The organism is Mesorhizobium sp. WSM4846 (assembly GCF_055811415.1).
Map to the genome: position 1 here is coordinate 1 of NZ_JBVVPZ010000075.1, position 16,153 is coordinate 16,153.

Below are 16,153 nucleotides of genomic sequence, written 5' to 3' on the forward strand. Positions count from 1 at the left end.
CCGAGCGAACTGCCGATCTCCCCCCAAGTGGGGGAGATGTCAAGTTTTGGCAAAGAGGGCAGGACAGAGGGGGGCGCCGTAGAGCGCTGTCATTCAGCCGCCAAAGCCATTTGCTTTCTTGGTTCTGTCGCTTCGTTGGCCCTCCTGTTGCCCACCCCAGCCTTCGCCCATGCCTCCGATCGCGGCCACGTCCTGCTTCTGCCCACCGGCTACTACGTCGCCGGCGGCGCGTTCGCGGTCGCAGCCAGTTTTCTTGTCCTGGCGCTGCTGCCCTCAGACTTTCCTGCCCGCTTCTGGCGGCGGCGCCTGCCGCTGTTCGCATTCGGCGACGGCGCGCGGGCGGTCGTCAGCTTGATATCCTTTGCCGGCTTTGCAATTCTGGTTGCGGCCGGCCTGTTCGGCAGCCGTGATCCGCTCTCCAACCCGCTGCCGCTGGCGATCTGGACGCTGCTCTGGGTTGGCCTGGTTCTGCTGCAGGGGCTGTTCGGCAATCTCTGGTCATGGCTCAACCCCTGGTACGGGCCCTGGCGTGTCATTTCCCGCCTGTTCGGCAATCGCAAGACATGGCGACCGCCTGCGTGGCTCGGCTGCTGGCCGGCTTTCGCGCTGTTCTTCGCCTTCGCCTGGTTCGAGTTGATCGACCCGGCGCCCGACGACCCGGCGCGGCTCGCCTGGGCCGCCGGCCTTTATTGGCTGCTGAGTTTTGCCCCCATGCTGGTGTTCGGCTACCGCGACTGGACCCGGCGCGGTGAGTTCCTGACCGTCTTCCTCGCCATGGTGGCGCGCTTCGCCCTGCTTGAGCGCGACGAAGGCAAGCGCAATGAAGGCGGGCGCAAGGAAGGTAGCCGGCTCAGTCTGTGCTGGCCGGGCGCCAAGCTCAGCAATGCCGCGCCGCTGTCGCTCAGCGGCATTGCTTTCCTGCTGCTGGCGCTGTCGTCGGTGTCGTTCGACGGCCTGTCGAAAACCTTCTTCTGGTTCGGCCTGTTCGGGCTCAACCCGCTGGAATTCCCGGGCCGCACGGCGGTGATCGGCATCGGCAGCTTCGGGCTCGTGCTGATGTTCGTCTTGCTTGCAGCCGCGTTCATCATTGCCATTGTCCTTGGCCAGCATCTTGCCGGCAGCCCGCATTCCCTCAGTCAGGCCGCAGGGCTGCTGGTCTGGTCGATCGTGCCGATCGCGCTCGCCTATCATGTTGCGCACTATCTGACGACGCTGCTCGTCGACGGCCAATATGCCATGGCTGCGCTTTCCGACCCGTTCGCGCTGGGCTGGAACCTGTTCGGCACCGCCGACATGCGGATCGAAGCCGGCGCGGCCGCCGGCGCCGGCTCGGCATGGTGGCTGTGGAATTTTCAGGCCGGTATCATCATCATTGGCCACATGCTCGCCGTGCTCGTCGCGCATGGCCTCGCCTGGCGATTGCATTCGCGTCCCGCCGGCGCCGCGCTCAGCCAGTTTCCGCTCACCGTGCTGATGATCGCCTATACGGTCTTCGGCCTGTGGTTGCTTGCCACGCCTTCGGTCGGGTGAGACAAAACCCGGCTTCGATGACGTCGATCGGTCCTCAGGGGAAAGCTCGCTTGCCACGTCAGGGCTTTGATGATTTAGTTTGTACACATGCAATTTCGGCGCTCTCACCAAGAGTGGCCCGTCTCGCTACAGCCATTGGTCAAAACTCAAAAACAAGGGGAACTGCCGTGACTGACAAGAATGGGTTTTTCGATCTCTCCAAAACCGGTCTCACCCGCCGCACCGCGCTGAAGGGGTTGGCCGCGGGCGCCGGCCTTGCCGTCGCGCCTGGGTTCGTGCGCTACAGCCAGGCGCAAAGCTCGGCGCCGATAAAGATCGGCTTCCAGTGCCACCGCACCGGCATCGGCGCCGCCTATGGCCGCTGGTACGAGCGGACCACCGCAGCCGCGGTCAAGGCGATCAACGAAGCCGGCGGCATCAACGGCCGGCCGGTCGAGGTGATCATCGAGGATGACGGCACCGATCCCGGCCGCGGCGCCGAAGTGGTCGGCAAGTTCGCCACCCAGCATAAGACCGACATCGTCTACGGCACGCTGTTTTCGCATGTCGTCATCGGCTCGGCGCCCGCCGCCGGTGAGGCCAAGATGCCCTATTTTGTCGTCAGCGAAGGCCACCACGTCGCCTCGACCAAGCTCAACCGCTACGTCTTCCAGCCCGGCATCACCGACGTGAAGAGCCAGATCCAGGCGATGGCGCCGTGGATCGCGGCGAATGCCGGCAAGAAGGTGACGCAGATTTTCCCCGATTTCGCCTTCGGCTACGACCATCGCGACTACCTGCCGCCGGCGCTGAAGGCGCAGGGCGCCGAGGTCATCGCCCAGATCGCCATCCCGCCGACGGAATCGTCCTTCACCAAATACTTCCCGCAAATCCCGGCCGAAACCGAGGTGATCTACCACGTCATGGTCGGCCCTGCGGTGCTCACCTTCGTCAAGGAACTCGGCGAGTTCTACGGCTCCAGCCGGCCGCAGCTGTTCGGCTTCATCGATTCGCTCGAAGCCACCGACATCAACAGCCCCGGCCTCGAATTCCTCGACGGCAGCCATTTCTGGGAAGGCTCGCCGCGCTACGCGCAGCCAGATGATTCCGCCGCGCAGAAGGCCTATCGCGCCGCTGTCGGCATCGACGACAATGGCGCTGCCGTCGGCGATCCGAAGGACGTCTCCACCGCCGCGCACATGTTCGGCTGCTGGGAAACGCTCTATGTCGTTAAGAAGGCGATGGAGGATGCCGGCTACAAGGGCCCGGAAGACCGCGCCAAGCTGGTCGAGGCGACCGAGGCCTTGACCGAGTTCGCCGAGGGCCCCGAGCATCCGCAAGGGCCGAAGACCTTCAACGGCAAGATCCACCAGTGTTTTGGCATCCAGAACATCTCAAAGGTCGAAGGCGGCCGGCTGAACGTCGTCCACAAGACCAAGATCGAGGACGGCCTCTACGAGCCGGAAGGGGATTACACGACGCAGCCGCTGTGAGCTTGCACCCCGCCAGCGTATAGCCGATGCACTTCGGACCCCACCTTCTCCTCGCCGCCCTCGAAGGCCTCGTCACCTCCGCCGTGCTGGCGCTGACGGCGCTTGGCCTGTCGCTGGTGTTCGGCGTCATGCGCGTCGTCAATGTCGCCCATGGCGAGTTCTTCATGCTCGGCGCGGTGCTTGCCTGGGCGATCTCCACGGCGATATCAGGCCATCCGGCGCTCGGCTTCGTGGCAGCCCTGGCGCTGGCGCCGCTGATCGTCGGCCTGATCGCGCTGGTCTCCGAACGGCTGGTGCTGCGCCGGCTGAATTACAATCCGGAAGCCACCATCGTCGCCACCATCGGCATGCTCTACATCATCCAGCAACTGGCGCTGACCTTTTATGGTCCGGAGGCACGGCCGGTGGAGCCGCCCTTCAGCTACCGCATCCTTTTGCCGTGGTTCGGCTACTCCGGCTACAAGCTGTCGATCATCGCCGCATCCGCGCTTCTGCTGGTGGCGACCTGGTTCGTGCTGACGCGTACGAAAATCGGCCTCGTCATGCGCGCCACGCAATATGACAGCGAAACGGCGCAGGCCTTTGGCATTCCGGTCGACCGCGTCTATGCCGGCGTCTTCGCGCTCGGCGCGGTGCTGGCGGCGGTGGCCGCGGTGCTGATCGTGCCGATCAGCCAGGCGCATTATTTGATGGGACAGGACCCGCTGCTGCTGTCCTTCATCGTCGTCATCATCGGTGGCCTCGGCTCGCTGCGCGGCACCGTCGTCGCTGCCGTGCTCATCGGCCTGTCGGACGGCATCATCTCGGTGTTCTTCTCGCCGACGCTGGCCAAGATCATCGCCACGCTGCTGGTTGCCATGGTGCTGGTGTTCCGGCCGCAAGGCCTGTTCGGGACGGCATCGCGATGAAGGAGGCTTCACCGTCAAAAGCCTATGCGTTGCATCTTGGCGTCATCGTCCTGCTGTTTGCCCTAAGCCTCGTCCTGCCGGAATATCACCACGGGCTGCTCGCCCGCATCATGGTGCTGGCGGTTTTCGCCATGGGCTACAACCTGCTGTTCGGCTATGTCGGGTTGCTCAGCCTCGGCCACGCCATGTTCTTTTCGGCTGGGCTCTATGGCGCAGGCCTTGCCGTCATCCACCTCGGCTGGAGCGTGCCGGCCGCCTTCGCCGCCGGCCTTGCCTGCGGCGCGCTTCTCGCGCTGGTGATCGGGCTGCTGGCGCTGCGCACTTCCGGTGTCGCCTTCATGATCGTCACCATGATGTTCGCGCAGGTGTTCTATCTCATAATCCTCTATCTCGCGGCCTGGACCGGCGGCGATCAGGGCCTGGTGGTGCCGCAGTCGGCGCGTGTGCTTGTTTTGGGCGACACCTCGCTTGGCCTCACCAATCCGACCGTGCGCTACATGAGCGCGCTGGTCCTGTTCTCGATCGTGCTGCTGGTGACGCTCGTCATCGTCCGCTCCAGGTATGGCCGTGTGCTGGTCGCCATCCGCGAAAACGAGGAGCGGACCAAAATGCTTGGCTACGACACTTTTTCCAACAAGCTTGCCGCGGTTGTCGTCTCCGGCACCATCTGCGCGGCATCGGGCGCCGCCTACGCGCTGCTGTTCGGTTATGTCGGCTCGACCTTCGCCTCGGTGCAATATTCCATCCTGCCGTTGCTCTGGGTGCTGCTCGGCGGTGCTGCGACCACGCTCGGCCCGCTGATCGGCACGCTGTTCATGTACTATGTCGTCGACATCGCCAGCGGCTACACCTCGGCCTATCTGCTGATCGTCGGCATCGCCCTCATCCTGCTGGTGCTGTTCTTCCCCAAGGGCATACTCGGCACCATCCGCCAGCGCTGGCTCGGATGGCTGCCATGATGCCGCTGCTGACGACCAAGGGCCTGTCCCGCAATTTCGGCGGCCTGCGCGCCGTCGATGGTGTCGATTTCGCCCTTATGCCGGGCGAGATCCGCGCCGTCATCGGCCCCAATGGCGCCGGCAAGACCACGTTCGTCAGCCTGATCAGCGGCCGCATCCAGCCGTCATCGGGCATGATCGTCTTCGACGGCGCCGACATCACCAACCTGCCGGCCTACGCCAGGGTCCGCCTCGGCATCGCCTACACCTTCCAGATCACCAGCGTCTTCGCCAATCTCACCGCTTACGACAATGTCGCGCTGCCGGTGCAGCGCACGCTGACCGACGGCCGCTCGAAAGGTGCCGTGCATGCCGGCGTCATGGCGGCGCTGGAGCGCACCGGCCTTGCCGGCCGCGCCCACATGCCGGCCGGGCAATTGTCCTATGGCCATCAGCGCCTGCTCGAAGTGGCGATGGGGCTGGCGCTGAAACCGCGCCTGCTGATCCTCGACGAGCCGACGCAGGGGCTGGCCGACAGCGAGATCGACAATTTCATCGGGCTGGTGCGCGAGATCGCCAAAAGCGCCACCGTGCTTCTGATCGAACACAACATGCCGGTTGTCATGCAGCTTGCCGACCGCATCACCGTCTTCAACGCCGGCAAGATCCTGGCCGAAGGCACGCCCGACCAGGTCCGCGCCAATGCCGAGGTGCAGGACGCCTATTTGGGGACGACCCCATGACACAACCGCGGGCTGAAGCACTGACCATCTCCGGGCTCGATTGCTTCTACGGCGAGGTCCAGGTGCTCTACGGCCTCGACCTCGTGCTGAACAAGGGCGAGGTGCTTTGCCTGTTCGGCCGCAACGGCGCCGGCAAGACGACGACGCTGAAGGCGATCATGGGCCTCGTTCCCTCACGCGCCGGCTCGATCAGGCTCGACGGCAGGGAATTGACCGGCCTGCCGGCGCACGACGTGCCGAAGGCCGGCGTCGCCTATGTGCCGCAGGGCCGGCGGCTGTTCGCCGAGATGACGGTGGCCGAAAACATCGAGATCGGCCTGATGGCCCGCGGCAAGGGCAAGGCGACGCGCGAAAACGTGCTCCACCTTTTCCCGCTGCTGCGCCAGCGGCTGAGGCAACGTTCCGGCACGCTGTCGGGCGGCGAGCAGCAAATGCTGGCCATGGCACGGGCCCTGTGTCTCGAACCGCAGGTGCTTCTGCTCGACGAGCCGACCGAAGGGCTGATGCCGTCGATGATCGCAAAAATTCGCGAGACGGTAGCGAAGCTGCGCGACCTTGGCGTCTCGACGATCCTGGTCGAGCAGCGCGTCGATGCCGTGCTGTCCGTCGCCGACCGGGTCTCGTTCATCGAAAACGGCCGCAACCGCGAGACCGTCGATGTCGAGGAGCTTCGCGCCGATCCGTCGGCGGTTCGCCGCTATGTCGGCGTCGGCTGATCAGCGAAAGAACAGAAAACCCGCGATCAGGAATATCGGGATCAGCACCGCGCCCGACCAAGCCATGTAGCCGAAGAAGCCCGGCATTTTTACGCCGCGATGCCTGGCAATGGCGTAAACCATAAAATTCGGCGCATTGCCGATATAAGTGTTGGCGCCCATGAACACCGCGCCGGCCGAGATCGCCGCCAGCGTCGAGGCGAAGGTGGTCATCAGATGCTGCGGATCGCCGCCGGCGAGCTCGAAGAACACCAGATAGGTCGGCGCATTGTCGAGGAAGGAAGACAGCGCTCCGGTCATCCAGAAATACGCCAGGTCGTTGGGTTCACCCGTTGGCGAAGTAACCAGCGAGACCAGCGGCGCCAGCGCGCCGTCGGGGCCGGCTCTGAGAATGGCGATGACCGGCACGATGCAGATGAAGATGCCGGCGAACAGTTTCGCCACCTCTGATATCGGCTCCCAATGGAAGTTGTTCGCCTGCCTGTGGCTCTTGGGCGAGACGCCGAGCGAAAGGAAGGCGAGCGCCAGGATGATGGCGTCGCGCACCAGGTTCTGCAATTCAAGGCTCACGCCCTGGACGGAGAAAGCCACGCCCGGCTTCCAGGTCGCGGAAAGCAGGATCGCGCCGATCACCCCGGCCAGCAGCGGGAAGTTGGCCAGGCCTCGAATGCGCACCTTGGTGTCCGGCGTCGGATCCTTGATCTTCGGCGCGCCGGCCTCGCGGTGATGCAGGATGATGTCCATGGCCAGGAAGACGGCCAGCACCAGGCCGCCGACGAACAATGTCACCTGATAGAGATTGGTGGTGGTCCAGAAGAAATCGACGCCGCGCAGGAAGCCGACGAACAGCGGCGGATCACCGAGCGGCGTCAGCGAGCCGCCGATGTTGGACACCAGGAAAATGAAGAAGATGACGACATGGGCGTTGAATGGCCGGTTGTCGTTGGCGCGCAGGATCGGCCTGATCAGGATCATCGAGGCGCCGGTCGTACCGATGACCGAGGCGAGCATCGCCCCGATCAGCAGCAGTCCGGCATTCACCAGCGGCGTGCCGTGGATGTTGCCGGCGACGAGGATGCCGCCCGAAATGGTGAACAGCGCAAACAGAAGAATGATGAACGACATGTATTCGGTGAGCAGCGCATGCAGCACCGCCTCTGCAGCCGAAGCCATCCCGAACGCCAGCGCCAGCGGCACGACCGCAAGCGCCGCCCAGAACAAGGTGATCTTGCCGTAGTGATGCTCCCAGACATGGTGGAAGAGCAATGGCCCGGTGGCGATCGACAGAAGCAGGCCGGCAAAGGGCAGCGCCCACCACAGCGACATTGTTTCGCCCGGCAGTTCGTGGACCTCGGCTGCAAGCACTGTTCCCGGAAACAGGGCTGCGACTGCCACCACAGCGCCCGCCGTCAAAGCCGCCGCAAACCGCATAATGCCCCCTCTGGAATTGTGTCGAATGCGATTGGTGATGTTCAAGCCAGCGTCACGCCGGCATCGCGCATTCGGTTCAGCATCGTCTCGAGTGAGCCATTGAGATCGATGCCGCGGCAGGCGTCGAGCCGCACTGTCGTGTGAAAGCCGTGCTTGACCGCGTCGAGCGCCGAGAAGGCGACGCAATAATCGGTCGCCAGGCCGACCAGGGTCAGCGTGTCGATGCCGCGCTCCTTGAGATAGCCGGCAAGGCCGGTCGGCGTCGCATGGTCGTTCTCGAAGAAAGCCGAATAGCTGTCGATCTCCGGGCGGAAACCCTTGCGGATCACCAGTTCGGCCCTGGTCCAGGCAAGGCCCGAATGGAAATCCGAACCCAGGCTGCCCTGGATGCAGTGGTCGGGCCACAGCGTCTGCGGGCCATAGGGCATCTCGATCGTTTCGAACGGCTGCTTGCCGGGATGATTGGAGGCAAAACTCGAATGGCCGGCGGGATGCCAGTCCTGCGTCAGCACGACATGTTCGGTCCGGCGGATCAGGTCGTTGACCAGCGGCACGATCTCGTCGCCGCCGGCCACCGCCAGCGCGCCGCCCGGACAGAAATCGTTCTGCAGGTCGATGATGACAAGCGCTTCGTCGGCCATGGAGCCTCCCTCTTGTTTGTCCCGGAGGCATGAAGTCTGCCGAAACGTGGAATCCGGTGTTCGAACCCGCCGAACATGCCGCTGACGCAACGGATGCAGAAACTTGACCAGATGGCCGGCTGCGTCAACTCCAACGGTATAACAAATGCGTGCCGTCGCGCCGATGCGGACGCCGGCGCAAAACTCTGGCTTTGACAATTCCTGCCGGCTTGATATCATTTGCATACGAATGAATTTGACCCGGCTCGGAGGCCGGCAAGTTCCGTCGGCAACCCTTTTTTGGGAAGGCCCATTTTGGGAAGGCCCATTTTTTTTGGGAAGGCGGGCGTGATCCGTTACGCGAAACCCACCACGGTCGACGAGGCGCTCGCTTTGCTTGGCGAGGCTCCGTGGCGCATCCTTGCCGGCGGTACGGATTTCTACCCGGCACAAGGAGCCAAGCCTTTCCGCGACAATGTCCTCGATATCAACGGCCTGGCGACGCTGCGCGGTATTGCTGAGACCGACAGCCATTGGCTCATCGGCGCGCGCACGACCTGGACCGATCTTGTCCGTCATCCGCTGCCGGCGGCCTTCGACGCGCTGAAGCAGGCGGCGCGGGAAGTCGGCTCCGTCCAGATCCAGAACGTCGCCTCCATCGCCGGCAATCTCTGCAACGCCTCCCCGGCGGCCGACGGCGTGCCGGCGCTGCTCGTCCTCGACGCCGAGGTCGAATTGCGCGCGGTGGCGATGGTCCGCCATCTGCCGCTGGAAAAATTCATCCTGGGGAACCGCCGCACGGAACTGCAGCCGGGCGAAATGGTCACCGCCATCCGCGTGCCGAAAAACGCGGCCACCGGCACGTCGGTTTTCGAAAAACTCGGCGCGCGCCGCTATCTCGTCATTTCGATAGCCATGGCGGCGGCTCGCTTGACCATTGAGGATGGCATCGTCGCCAACGCCGCCGTCGCCGTCGGCTCCTGTTCGGCGGTCGCCAGGCGTCTTGCAAGTGTCGAAGCAGCTTTGCGCGGCCTCCCGGTCAACGACGCTCTCGTCGCTGCGATCCAATCCGCACCGATGGACGAGCTTTCGCCGATCAACGACGTGCGCGGCAGCGCCGAATACCGGATGAACGCCGCGCGCGAGATTGTCGCCCGCGCCGTTCTCGGTGCCGCGGGTCACGCGTCGGTCGAGAAGGTAGCGGCGGCATGAGCCAAGCTCAACCTGGCATGACCAAAACTCAGCCTGGCATGAGCGGAGCTCAGCCTGGCATGAGCGGAGCTCAGCCTGGCATGGGCATGGAGCGCGCCGACATCGCCTTCGAGGTCAACGGCGCCGCCGTCTCTGTCTGCGTGCCGCCGGTTCGCCGTCTCTCTTCGGTGCTGCGTGACGAATTGCGGCTGACCGGCACCAAGGTCGGCTGCGACGCCGGCGACTGCGGCGCCTGCACGGTGCTTGTCGACGGCGAACCTGTCTGCGCCTGCCTGATGTCTGCGGCTTCTGCCGCTGGCACCGTGGTGACCACGGTCGAGGGTCTCGCCAACGGCAGATTGTCGGCGCTGCAGGCCTCGTTCCTCGACCATGGCGCGGCGCAATGCGGCATCTGCACACCCGGCCTGCTCATCGCGGCGACAGCGCTTCTGGACAGCAACCCCAATCCAACCGAGGCCGAAACCCTGGATGCCCTGGGCGGCGTCCTCTGCCGCTGCACCGGCTATCGCAAGATCGTCGCGGCGGTGATGGATGCGTCGCGCCATGCAAATGACCTCGACCATCGCATGCCGCAGTCCGGCCACGCCGTTGGTTCGTCCCCGATCAGGCTCGACGGCCCGCCGAAAGTCACCGGCGACGAAAAATTCGGCGGCGATTCCTTCCCGGCCGAAGCGCTGGCGGTGCTGGTGGTTCGCTCGCCGCATCATCACGCCCACTTCGCCTTCGGCGATCTCGACGCCTGGGTGAAAATCCATCCCGGCATCGTCGGTGTCTTCACCGCCGCCGACATTCCGGGAAAGAACTGCTTCGGCGTCATTGCGCCTTTTGCCGACCAGCCGGCGCTGGCCGAAAATTTTTCGCGATTTCGCGGCGAGGCGGTGGCGCTGGTTGCCGGCGAGCGCGAGGCCATCCTCGATCTCGATCTTGCGGATTTTCCTGTTCGTTGGACCGAGTTGCCGCATGTCCTGCAGCCAGGCGAGGCGCAAGCCGGCGGCGTGCAGCTGATCCACGAGAACCGGCCGGCAAACCTGCTCACATCAGGCTTTGTCGAGCGCGGTGACCCCGAAGCCGCCCTTGCCGGCGCTGCGTTCACTGTTTCCGGCGCCATCGACACGTCCTATGTCGAGCACGCCTATATCGAGCCGGAAGCCGGCTATGCCTATATGGACGGCGACACGCTGGTCGTCGTGGCCTGCACGCAGGCGCCCTATATGGACCGCGACGACGTGGCAAAAGTGCTTGGCCTTGCCGTCGACAAGGTGCGGATCGTGCCGACCGCCACCGGCGGCGGCTTCGGCTCCAAGCTCGACGTTTCGTTGCAGCCGCTGATCGGTCTGGTCGCGATGAAGACCGGGCGGCCGGCGGCACTCGCCTATACCCGTCATGAATCGATGATCTCGACCACCAAGCGTCATCCCGCCGAGATGAAGGCGACCATCGGCGCCGATGCCGATGGCCGCGTCACCGGCATGGTCTTCGCCGGCGATTTCAACACCGGCGCCTATGCGAGTTGGGGACCGACCGTCGCCAACCGCGTGCCGGTGCACGCCTCCGGTCCCTATGCGACGCCGAACTATCGGGCCGAAGGCCGCGCCATCCACACGAATGGCCCGATCTCCGGCGCCTTCCGCGGTTTCGGCGTGCCGCAGGCGACGATCATGCAGGAGACGCTCTATGACGAGCTGGCCGAAAAGCTTGGCCTGGACCGGCTCGATTTTCGGGTGAAAAACTGTCTTCGTAACGGCTCCGAAACGGTTACCGGACAGAGGCTGGAATCGGGCGTCGGCATCGCCGAGTGCCTCGAAGCGCTGCGCCCGCATTGGACGCGTGCGCTTGTCGATGCCGATACATTCAACAGTGCCAACGAAACCCGGAAACGCGGCGTCGGCGTCGCCTCCTGCTGGTATGGCTGCGGCAACACCTCGCTGCCCAATCCGTCGACCATCAGGGTCGGCATCTCGGCTGAAGGCGATGTCGTCCTGCATCAGGGCGCGGTCGATATCGGGCAAGGTTCGAACACGGTCATTGCGCAGATCTGCGCCGACGCGCTCGGCCTGCCGCTCGAAAAATTCCGCTTGAAAAGCGCCGACACGGCGATCACGCCGGACGCCGGCAAGACGTCGGCCTCGCGCCAGACCTTCGTGACCGGCAAGGCCGCCGAAAAAGCCGGCCGTGCTTTGCGCGAGACCATGCTGCGCTTTGCCAATGTGTCGGAGAGAGCGGCGATCGCTCTGGATGGCGCAAGCCTGGTCATCCGCGAAGGCGAAGCGACACGGCATATCGATTTGTCCACGCTGGAGGCCGATGCCGACGGCTTGGTCTTTCGCGCCGAGGAAAGCTATGACCCGCCGACCCTGCCGCTCGACGCCAGGGGCCAGGGCAAGCCTTATGCCGTCTATGGCTACGGCGCGCAGATCGCCGAACTGGAGGTCGACCTCAAGCTCGGCACGGTGAAGCTGATCAAGATCACCGCAGCGCATGATGTCGGCAAGGCGGTCAATCCTCTGCTCGCCGAAGGCCAGATCGAGGGCGGCATCGCGCAAGGCATCGGCATGGCGCTGATGGAGGAATACATCCCCGGCCGCACCGAGAATCTGCACGACTACCTGATCCCGACGATCGGCGACGTGCCGCCGATCGAGACCATCCTGATCGAAGTTCCGGATCCGGAAGGACCGTTTGGCGCCAAGGGCCTGGGCGAGCATGTGCTGATCCCGACGGCACCGGCGATCCTCAACGCCATCCGCCATGCCACCGGTGTCCTGGTCAGCAAAATTCCGGCGACGCCGAGCCGCATCCGCGCCGCGATCCGCGACAAGGAGGCACGCCGATGAGCGAGCTTGCCGAACGTTTCGAGACGCATGATCCCGGCGAGAAGCAGGTGGCGGAAAAGATCCGCTGCGATGCCTGCCCGGTCATGTGCTACATAGCAGACGGCCGCACCGGCGCCTGCGACCGCTACGGCAATGTCGGCGGCAGGATCGTGCGGATGGATCCGCTGACCATCCTCGACCACGCGACCGAGGCCGGCGGCGCGGTCGTGCCGTTTGTCGCCGAGGGCGAAGAATGGGACGGCGAGCTGGTCAACACCGGCCGCCGCTTCGTCACCGCGATCGGCGCCGGCACCACCTATCCCGACTACAAGCCGGCGCCTTTCATCGTCAGCCAGGAGGTCGAAGGCGTCGATCTCGTCACCGTCGTCACCGAGGGCATCTTCTCCTACTGCGGCGTCAAGGTGAAGATCGACACCGACCGTCATATCGGCCCCGAAACGGCGATTGTACGCGCCGGAGGCGAGGCGATCGGCCATGTCACGACAGGCGAATATGGCTCGCAGATGCTGTCGCTGGGCGGCGTGCATCATCTGACCGGCGGCTCGAAAGCCGAAGGCCGCGCCACCTGCGATGCGCTGCTCAATCTATGCAATCGCAAGCCGGTCGAACTCACCATCGACGGCGGCGCTGTGGTCGTCGTCGAAGCCGGCAAGCCGCCGGTCATCGACGGCAAGCTCGAGCAGCGGATGCGCGTCGGCTGCGGCTCGGCCACCATCGGCATGTTCGCCACCCAGTGGCGCGGCCTGGTCGACGAGGTGGTGGTGGTCGACGATCACATCACCGGCGTCGTCTCCGAGCATCAGGCAGGCAAGGTGCTCGGCTGGCAGGACACGGGCATAAAAATCATCGGCCGCCGTTCGACGCCGGGTCGCTATTTCAAGGTGTCGGAGCCCGGCCTCGGCTGGGGCGGCACCAGCATTTCCAACCCGCTGTCGATCCTTGGCGAATGGAATGCGAAGAAGGGCGCGCGTCCCGGCCTGTCGCTGCTGATGGTCTCGACCACCGGCGAGCAGTTCGCCTATTACGAGCTCGACGACGCCTTGAAGCCGGTGCAGAAACCGTTCCCCGAGCGGCTGCAGAAATCCGTCGGCCTGATTGAGGACAATTGCGAGCCGGCTCTGTGCACCGTGCTGTTCGTCGGCGGCGCCGGCGGCTCGCTGCGTGCCGGCGTCACCGAGAACCCGGTCAATCTGACCCGCTCGGTGCAGGGCCTGACGACGTATGTGACGGTCGGCGGCGCGCCGGTCTATGTCTGGCCGGGCGGCGGCATCACGCTGATGGTCGATGTCGCCCGTGTGCCGGAAGGGGCCTTCGGCTATGTGCCGACACCGGCGCTGGTGGCGCCGATCGAGTTCACCCTGCGCCGCGACGATTATATCAGGCTCGGCGGCTACGAAGCCGAGATCCGCAGCGTTGACGACATTCTCGCCAAAGGCGGCGAGTATCTCAACCCGCGCCGCGGCACGGGCGCGCCGGCCAGCAATCCATGGCCGCCGCTGGCGCAGTTGCGGCGCGCAGCGGCAGACGGGGCAAAGTAGTGATGAACGGCCCGCAGGCGCATTGGCTTGAGGACGGCAGGCGGCTGCATCTCAATCATGGCCCGATCGACCTGATCGTCGAGGCATTTGGCGATGCGGACGAATGCCGCGCCGCCTATGGCCAGGCGGTGGCGCGGTTTCAAACAATCCTGCAGGAGCTCGTCGACGAACTGCCAGAACTGCGCCGGCCGGCCTCGTCGCGACCACGTGCTTTCGCTGGCCCGACGGCGCGACGCATGGAAGCAGCGATTGTTCCGCTGGCGAAACAATTCATCACGCCGATGGCTGCGGTCGCCGGTTCGGTAGCCGACGAAATGCTTGGCGCGCTGCTGGCCGGTCGCCGGCTCGATCGCGCCTATGTCAACAATGGCGGCGACAGCGCGATCCATCTCGGCAATGGCCGGTCCATGACGCTTGCCATTGCCGGGACAGGTCATGGACTGGCGGACCGGATCACGATCCGTGCCGAAGACGGGATCCGCGGCATCGCGACAAGCGGCTGGCGCGGCCGTTCCTTTTCGCTCGGCATCGCCGACGCTGTTACCGTACTGGCGCGGACCGGTGCTGAAGCCGATGCCGCCGCGACCCTGATCGCCAACGCCGTCGACCTGCCCGGTCATCGCGCCATCGAGCGCATGCCGGCGCGCGATCTGGCGCCCGACAGCGACCTTGGCGATCGCCTGGTCACCCAGGGCGTCGGCGCGCTCTCATCAGGCGAAATCGCCGTCGCGCTGGACCACGGCCTCGCCGTGGCCGAAGATTTTCGGCGACATGGCCTGATTGCCGCTTCAGCCTTGTTCCTTGCCGGTCAGGCACGGATCGCCGGCCCCATGGCGCTCGTTGCGCCCAACGAGAAATCAAGGAAGGAATTGCCCATGCCTGAGTTTGCGATCCGCAAGATTGCGGTGCTGACCGAGGAGATATTTCATGAGGGCGGGCCGGTGGCGAAGGTGCCGCGCCGCCGCGCCGCCGCCATGGCGGTGGTGAACAACCCATTCGCCGGCCGCTACGTGGAAGACCTGCAGAGCGCCATGGACGATCTGAAGCCGCTCGGGCTGCTGCTCTCCGACAAGCTGATCGCCGCATTGGGTGGCGACTTGAAACAGATCGACGGCTACGGCAAGGGCGCCATCGTCGGTATCGCCGGCGAACTGGAGCATGGCGCGCTGTGGCATGTGCCTGGCGGCTATGCCATGCGCGAGCGGCTCGGTGACGCCAAGGCGATCGTGCCGTCGGCAAAGAAGGTCGGCGCCTTCGGCGCGCGGCTCGACGTGCCGCTCGGCCATATCAACGCCGCCTATGTGCGCAGTCATTTCGATGCCATGGAGGTCGGCATCAGCGACGGGCCTCGTCCCGACGAGATCCTGTTCTGCCTCGCCATGACCTGCGGCCCGCGCGTGCACGACCGCATGGGCGGTCTCGCGGCAAAGGACATCAAGGCATGGGACGGACTGCGGTGAGCGCCGAAGACATCAAGCTCAAGCTGGTCGAGGCCGAGGAGCCCGACGAGAACGATTACCGCCTGCAGGAGCAGGTCGGCTTCATCCTGCGCAAGGCGCACCAGCGCCATGTCTCGATCTTCGCCGCGCACATCGCCGACCTGACGCCGCCGCAATTCGCCGCGCTGGCCAAGTTGCACGATGTCGGCGAGACCTCGCAGAACCAGCTTGGCAGCCTGATCGCCATGGACGCGGCGACGGTGAAAGGTGTCATCGACCGGCTCAAGGCGCGCGGCCTGGTCGAGCTTTCCAAGCATGAGGTCGACAAAAGGCGCCTGCTGGTCAATCTGACCGCTGAAGGCCGCAAGGCCGTCGAGCGGCTGATCCCGATCGCCCGCGAGATCACTGAGGAAACGCTGGCGCCGCTTTCATCCAAGGAGGCGGCGATTTTCATGAGGCTTTTGGCCAAGCTGGCGTGAGCGCGGCCTTGGTCAGCCTAGGCCGTAAGGGTCCGCATTTTCGGATACCTGGCCGAGTCAGCTTGTTCGGTCTGCGCTGCCCCTCATTGCCCTGCCGGGCATTTCTCCCCGTATAGTGACGGGGAGAAAGAAGCCGCCACCGATGGTTTCGCCAATCGCCAGCGTTGAAAAAAGGGTGCAGCGTTTCGGTCAGTGTCCAGTTGATAGATGGGTAATACTTTGAACCGGATACATGGGTTACAGTTTTCCCCCTGTCGTGGGGGGGGGGGGGGGGGGGGGGGGGGGGGGGGGGG

General features: G+C 64.8%; 13 protein-coding genes and 1 pseudogene. 12 read left to right on the plus strand and 2 right to left on the minus strand.

The features are described 5' to 3' along the window. Positions 1 to 36 precede the first annotated feature (36 nt). From AC0L15_RS32360 to AC0L15_RS32385, 6 genes are all read left to right on the plus strand, one after another. Complete coding sequence (locus AC0L15_RS32360; RefSeq protein WP_473498341.1) at positions 37 to 1,530, plus strand: hypothetical protein; 1,494 nt, start codon at positions 37 to 39, stop codon at positions 1,528 to 1,530. 167 nt (positions 1,531 to 1,697) lie between these two features. Further along, positions 1,698 to 3,002, plus strand: a complete 1,305-nt coding sequence (locus AC0L15_RS32365) for an ABC transporter substrate-binding protein (protein ID WP_287071127.1) — start codon at positions 1,698 to 1,700, stop codon at positions 3,000 to 3,002. Between the two features lie 26 nt (positions 3,003 to 3,028). After that, positions 3,029 to 3,910 (plus strand): branched-chain amino acid ABC transporter permease, encoded by an 882-nt coding sequence (locus AC0L15_RS32370; RefSeq protein WP_473498333.1) that lies wholly within the window; start codon positions 3,029 to 3,031, stop codon positions 3,908 to 3,910. Continuing rightward, positions 3,907 to 4,869, plus strand: coding sequence for a branched-chain amino acid ABC transporter permease (locus tag AC0L15_RS32375; RefSeq protein WP_287246856.1), 963 nt, complete (start codon positions 3,907 to 3,909; stop codon positions 4,867 to 4,869). Before AC0L15_RS32370 ends, AC0L15_RS32375 begins: the two co-directional genes overlap by 4 nt. Continuing rightward, positions 4,866 to 5,591, plus strand: coding sequence for an ABC transporter ATP-binding protein (locus AC0L15_RS32380; protein WP_473498335.1), 726 nt, complete (start codon positions 4,866 to 4,868; stop codon positions 5,589 to 5,591). Before AC0L15_RS32375 ends, AC0L15_RS32380 begins: the two co-directional genes overlap by 4 nt. Next, a complete protein-coding gene (locus AC0L15_RS32385) occupies positions 5,588 to 6,307 on the plus strand; it encodes an ABC transporter ATP-binding protein (protein ID WP_287246854.1) in 720 nt (239 codons plus the stop codon). The genes AC0L15_RS32380 and AC0L15_RS32385 overlap by 4 nt, the downstream gene beginning before the upstream one ends. Here AC0L15_RS32385 and AC0L15_RS32390 read toward each other — a convergent pair whose 3' ends face one another. Then, on the minus strand, positions 6,308 to 7,738 hold the full coding sequence (locus tag AC0L15_RS32390) for a sodium:proton antiporter (RefSeq protein WP_287246853.1): 1,431 nt from the start codon (positions 7,736 to 7,738) through the stop codon (positions 6,308 to 6,310). A gap of 41 nt (positions 7,739 to 7,779) precedes the next feature. After that, on the minus strand, positions 7,780 to 8,379 hold the full coding sequence (pncA, locus tag AC0L15_RS32395) for a bifunctional nicotinamidase/pyrazinamidase (protein WP_091596328.1): 600 nt from the start codon (positions 8,377 to 8,379) through the stop codon (positions 7,780 to 7,782). 327 nt (positions 8,380 to 8,706) lie between these two features. Here pncA and AC0L15_RS32400 point away from each other — a divergent pair, with 327 nt between their 5' ends. The 6 genes and pseudogenes from AC0L15_RS32400 to AC0L15_RS32425 all read left to right on the plus strand — a co-directional run bounded on the left by AC0L15_RS32400 (position 8,707) and on the right by AC0L15_RS32425 (position 15,860). Continuing rightward, positions 8,707 to 9,570, plus strand: coding sequence for an FAD binding domain-containing protein (locus AC0L15_RS32400; protein ID WP_473498337.1), 864 nt, complete (start codon positions 8,707 to 8,709; stop codon positions 9,568 to 9,570). 59 nt (positions 9,571 to 9,629) lie between these two features. After that, a complete protein-coding gene (locus AC0L15_RS32405; RefSeq protein ID WP_473498339.1) occupies positions 9,630 to 12,404 on the plus strand; it encodes a molybdopterin-dependent oxidoreductase in 2,775 nt (924 codons plus the stop codon). Further along, positions 12,401 to 13,942: a 6-hydroxynicotinate reductase gene (locus AC0L15_RS32410; RefSeq protein WP_287246850.1), complete on the plus strand. Its 1,542-nt coding sequence runs from the start codon at positions 12,401 to 12,403 to the stop codon at positions 13,940 to 13,942. Before AC0L15_RS32405 ends, AC0L15_RS32410 begins: the two co-directional genes overlap by 4 nt. Positions 13,943 to 13,944: 2 nt before the next feature. Next, a pseudogene (locus tag AC0L15_RS32415) lies at positions 13,945 to 14,814 on the plus strand (UPF0280 family protein); the annotation flags it as partial. 3 nt (positions 14,815 to 14,817) lie between these two features. Then, a complete protein-coding gene (locus AC0L15_RS32420) occupies positions 14,818 to 15,402 on the plus strand; it encodes an amino acid synthesis family protein (RefSeq protein WP_287238346.1) in 585 nt (194 codons plus the stop codon). Next, entirely contained in the window at positions 15,399 to 15,860 is a 462-nt protein-coding gene (locus tag AC0L15_RS32425) for a MarR family winged helix-turn-helix transcriptional regulator (RefSeq protein ID WP_091596340.1), read from the plus strand. Before AC0L15_RS32420 ends, AC0L15_RS32425 begins: the two co-directional genes overlap by 4 nt. The last annotated feature ends 293 nt before the right edge of the window (positions 15,861 to 16,153 follow it).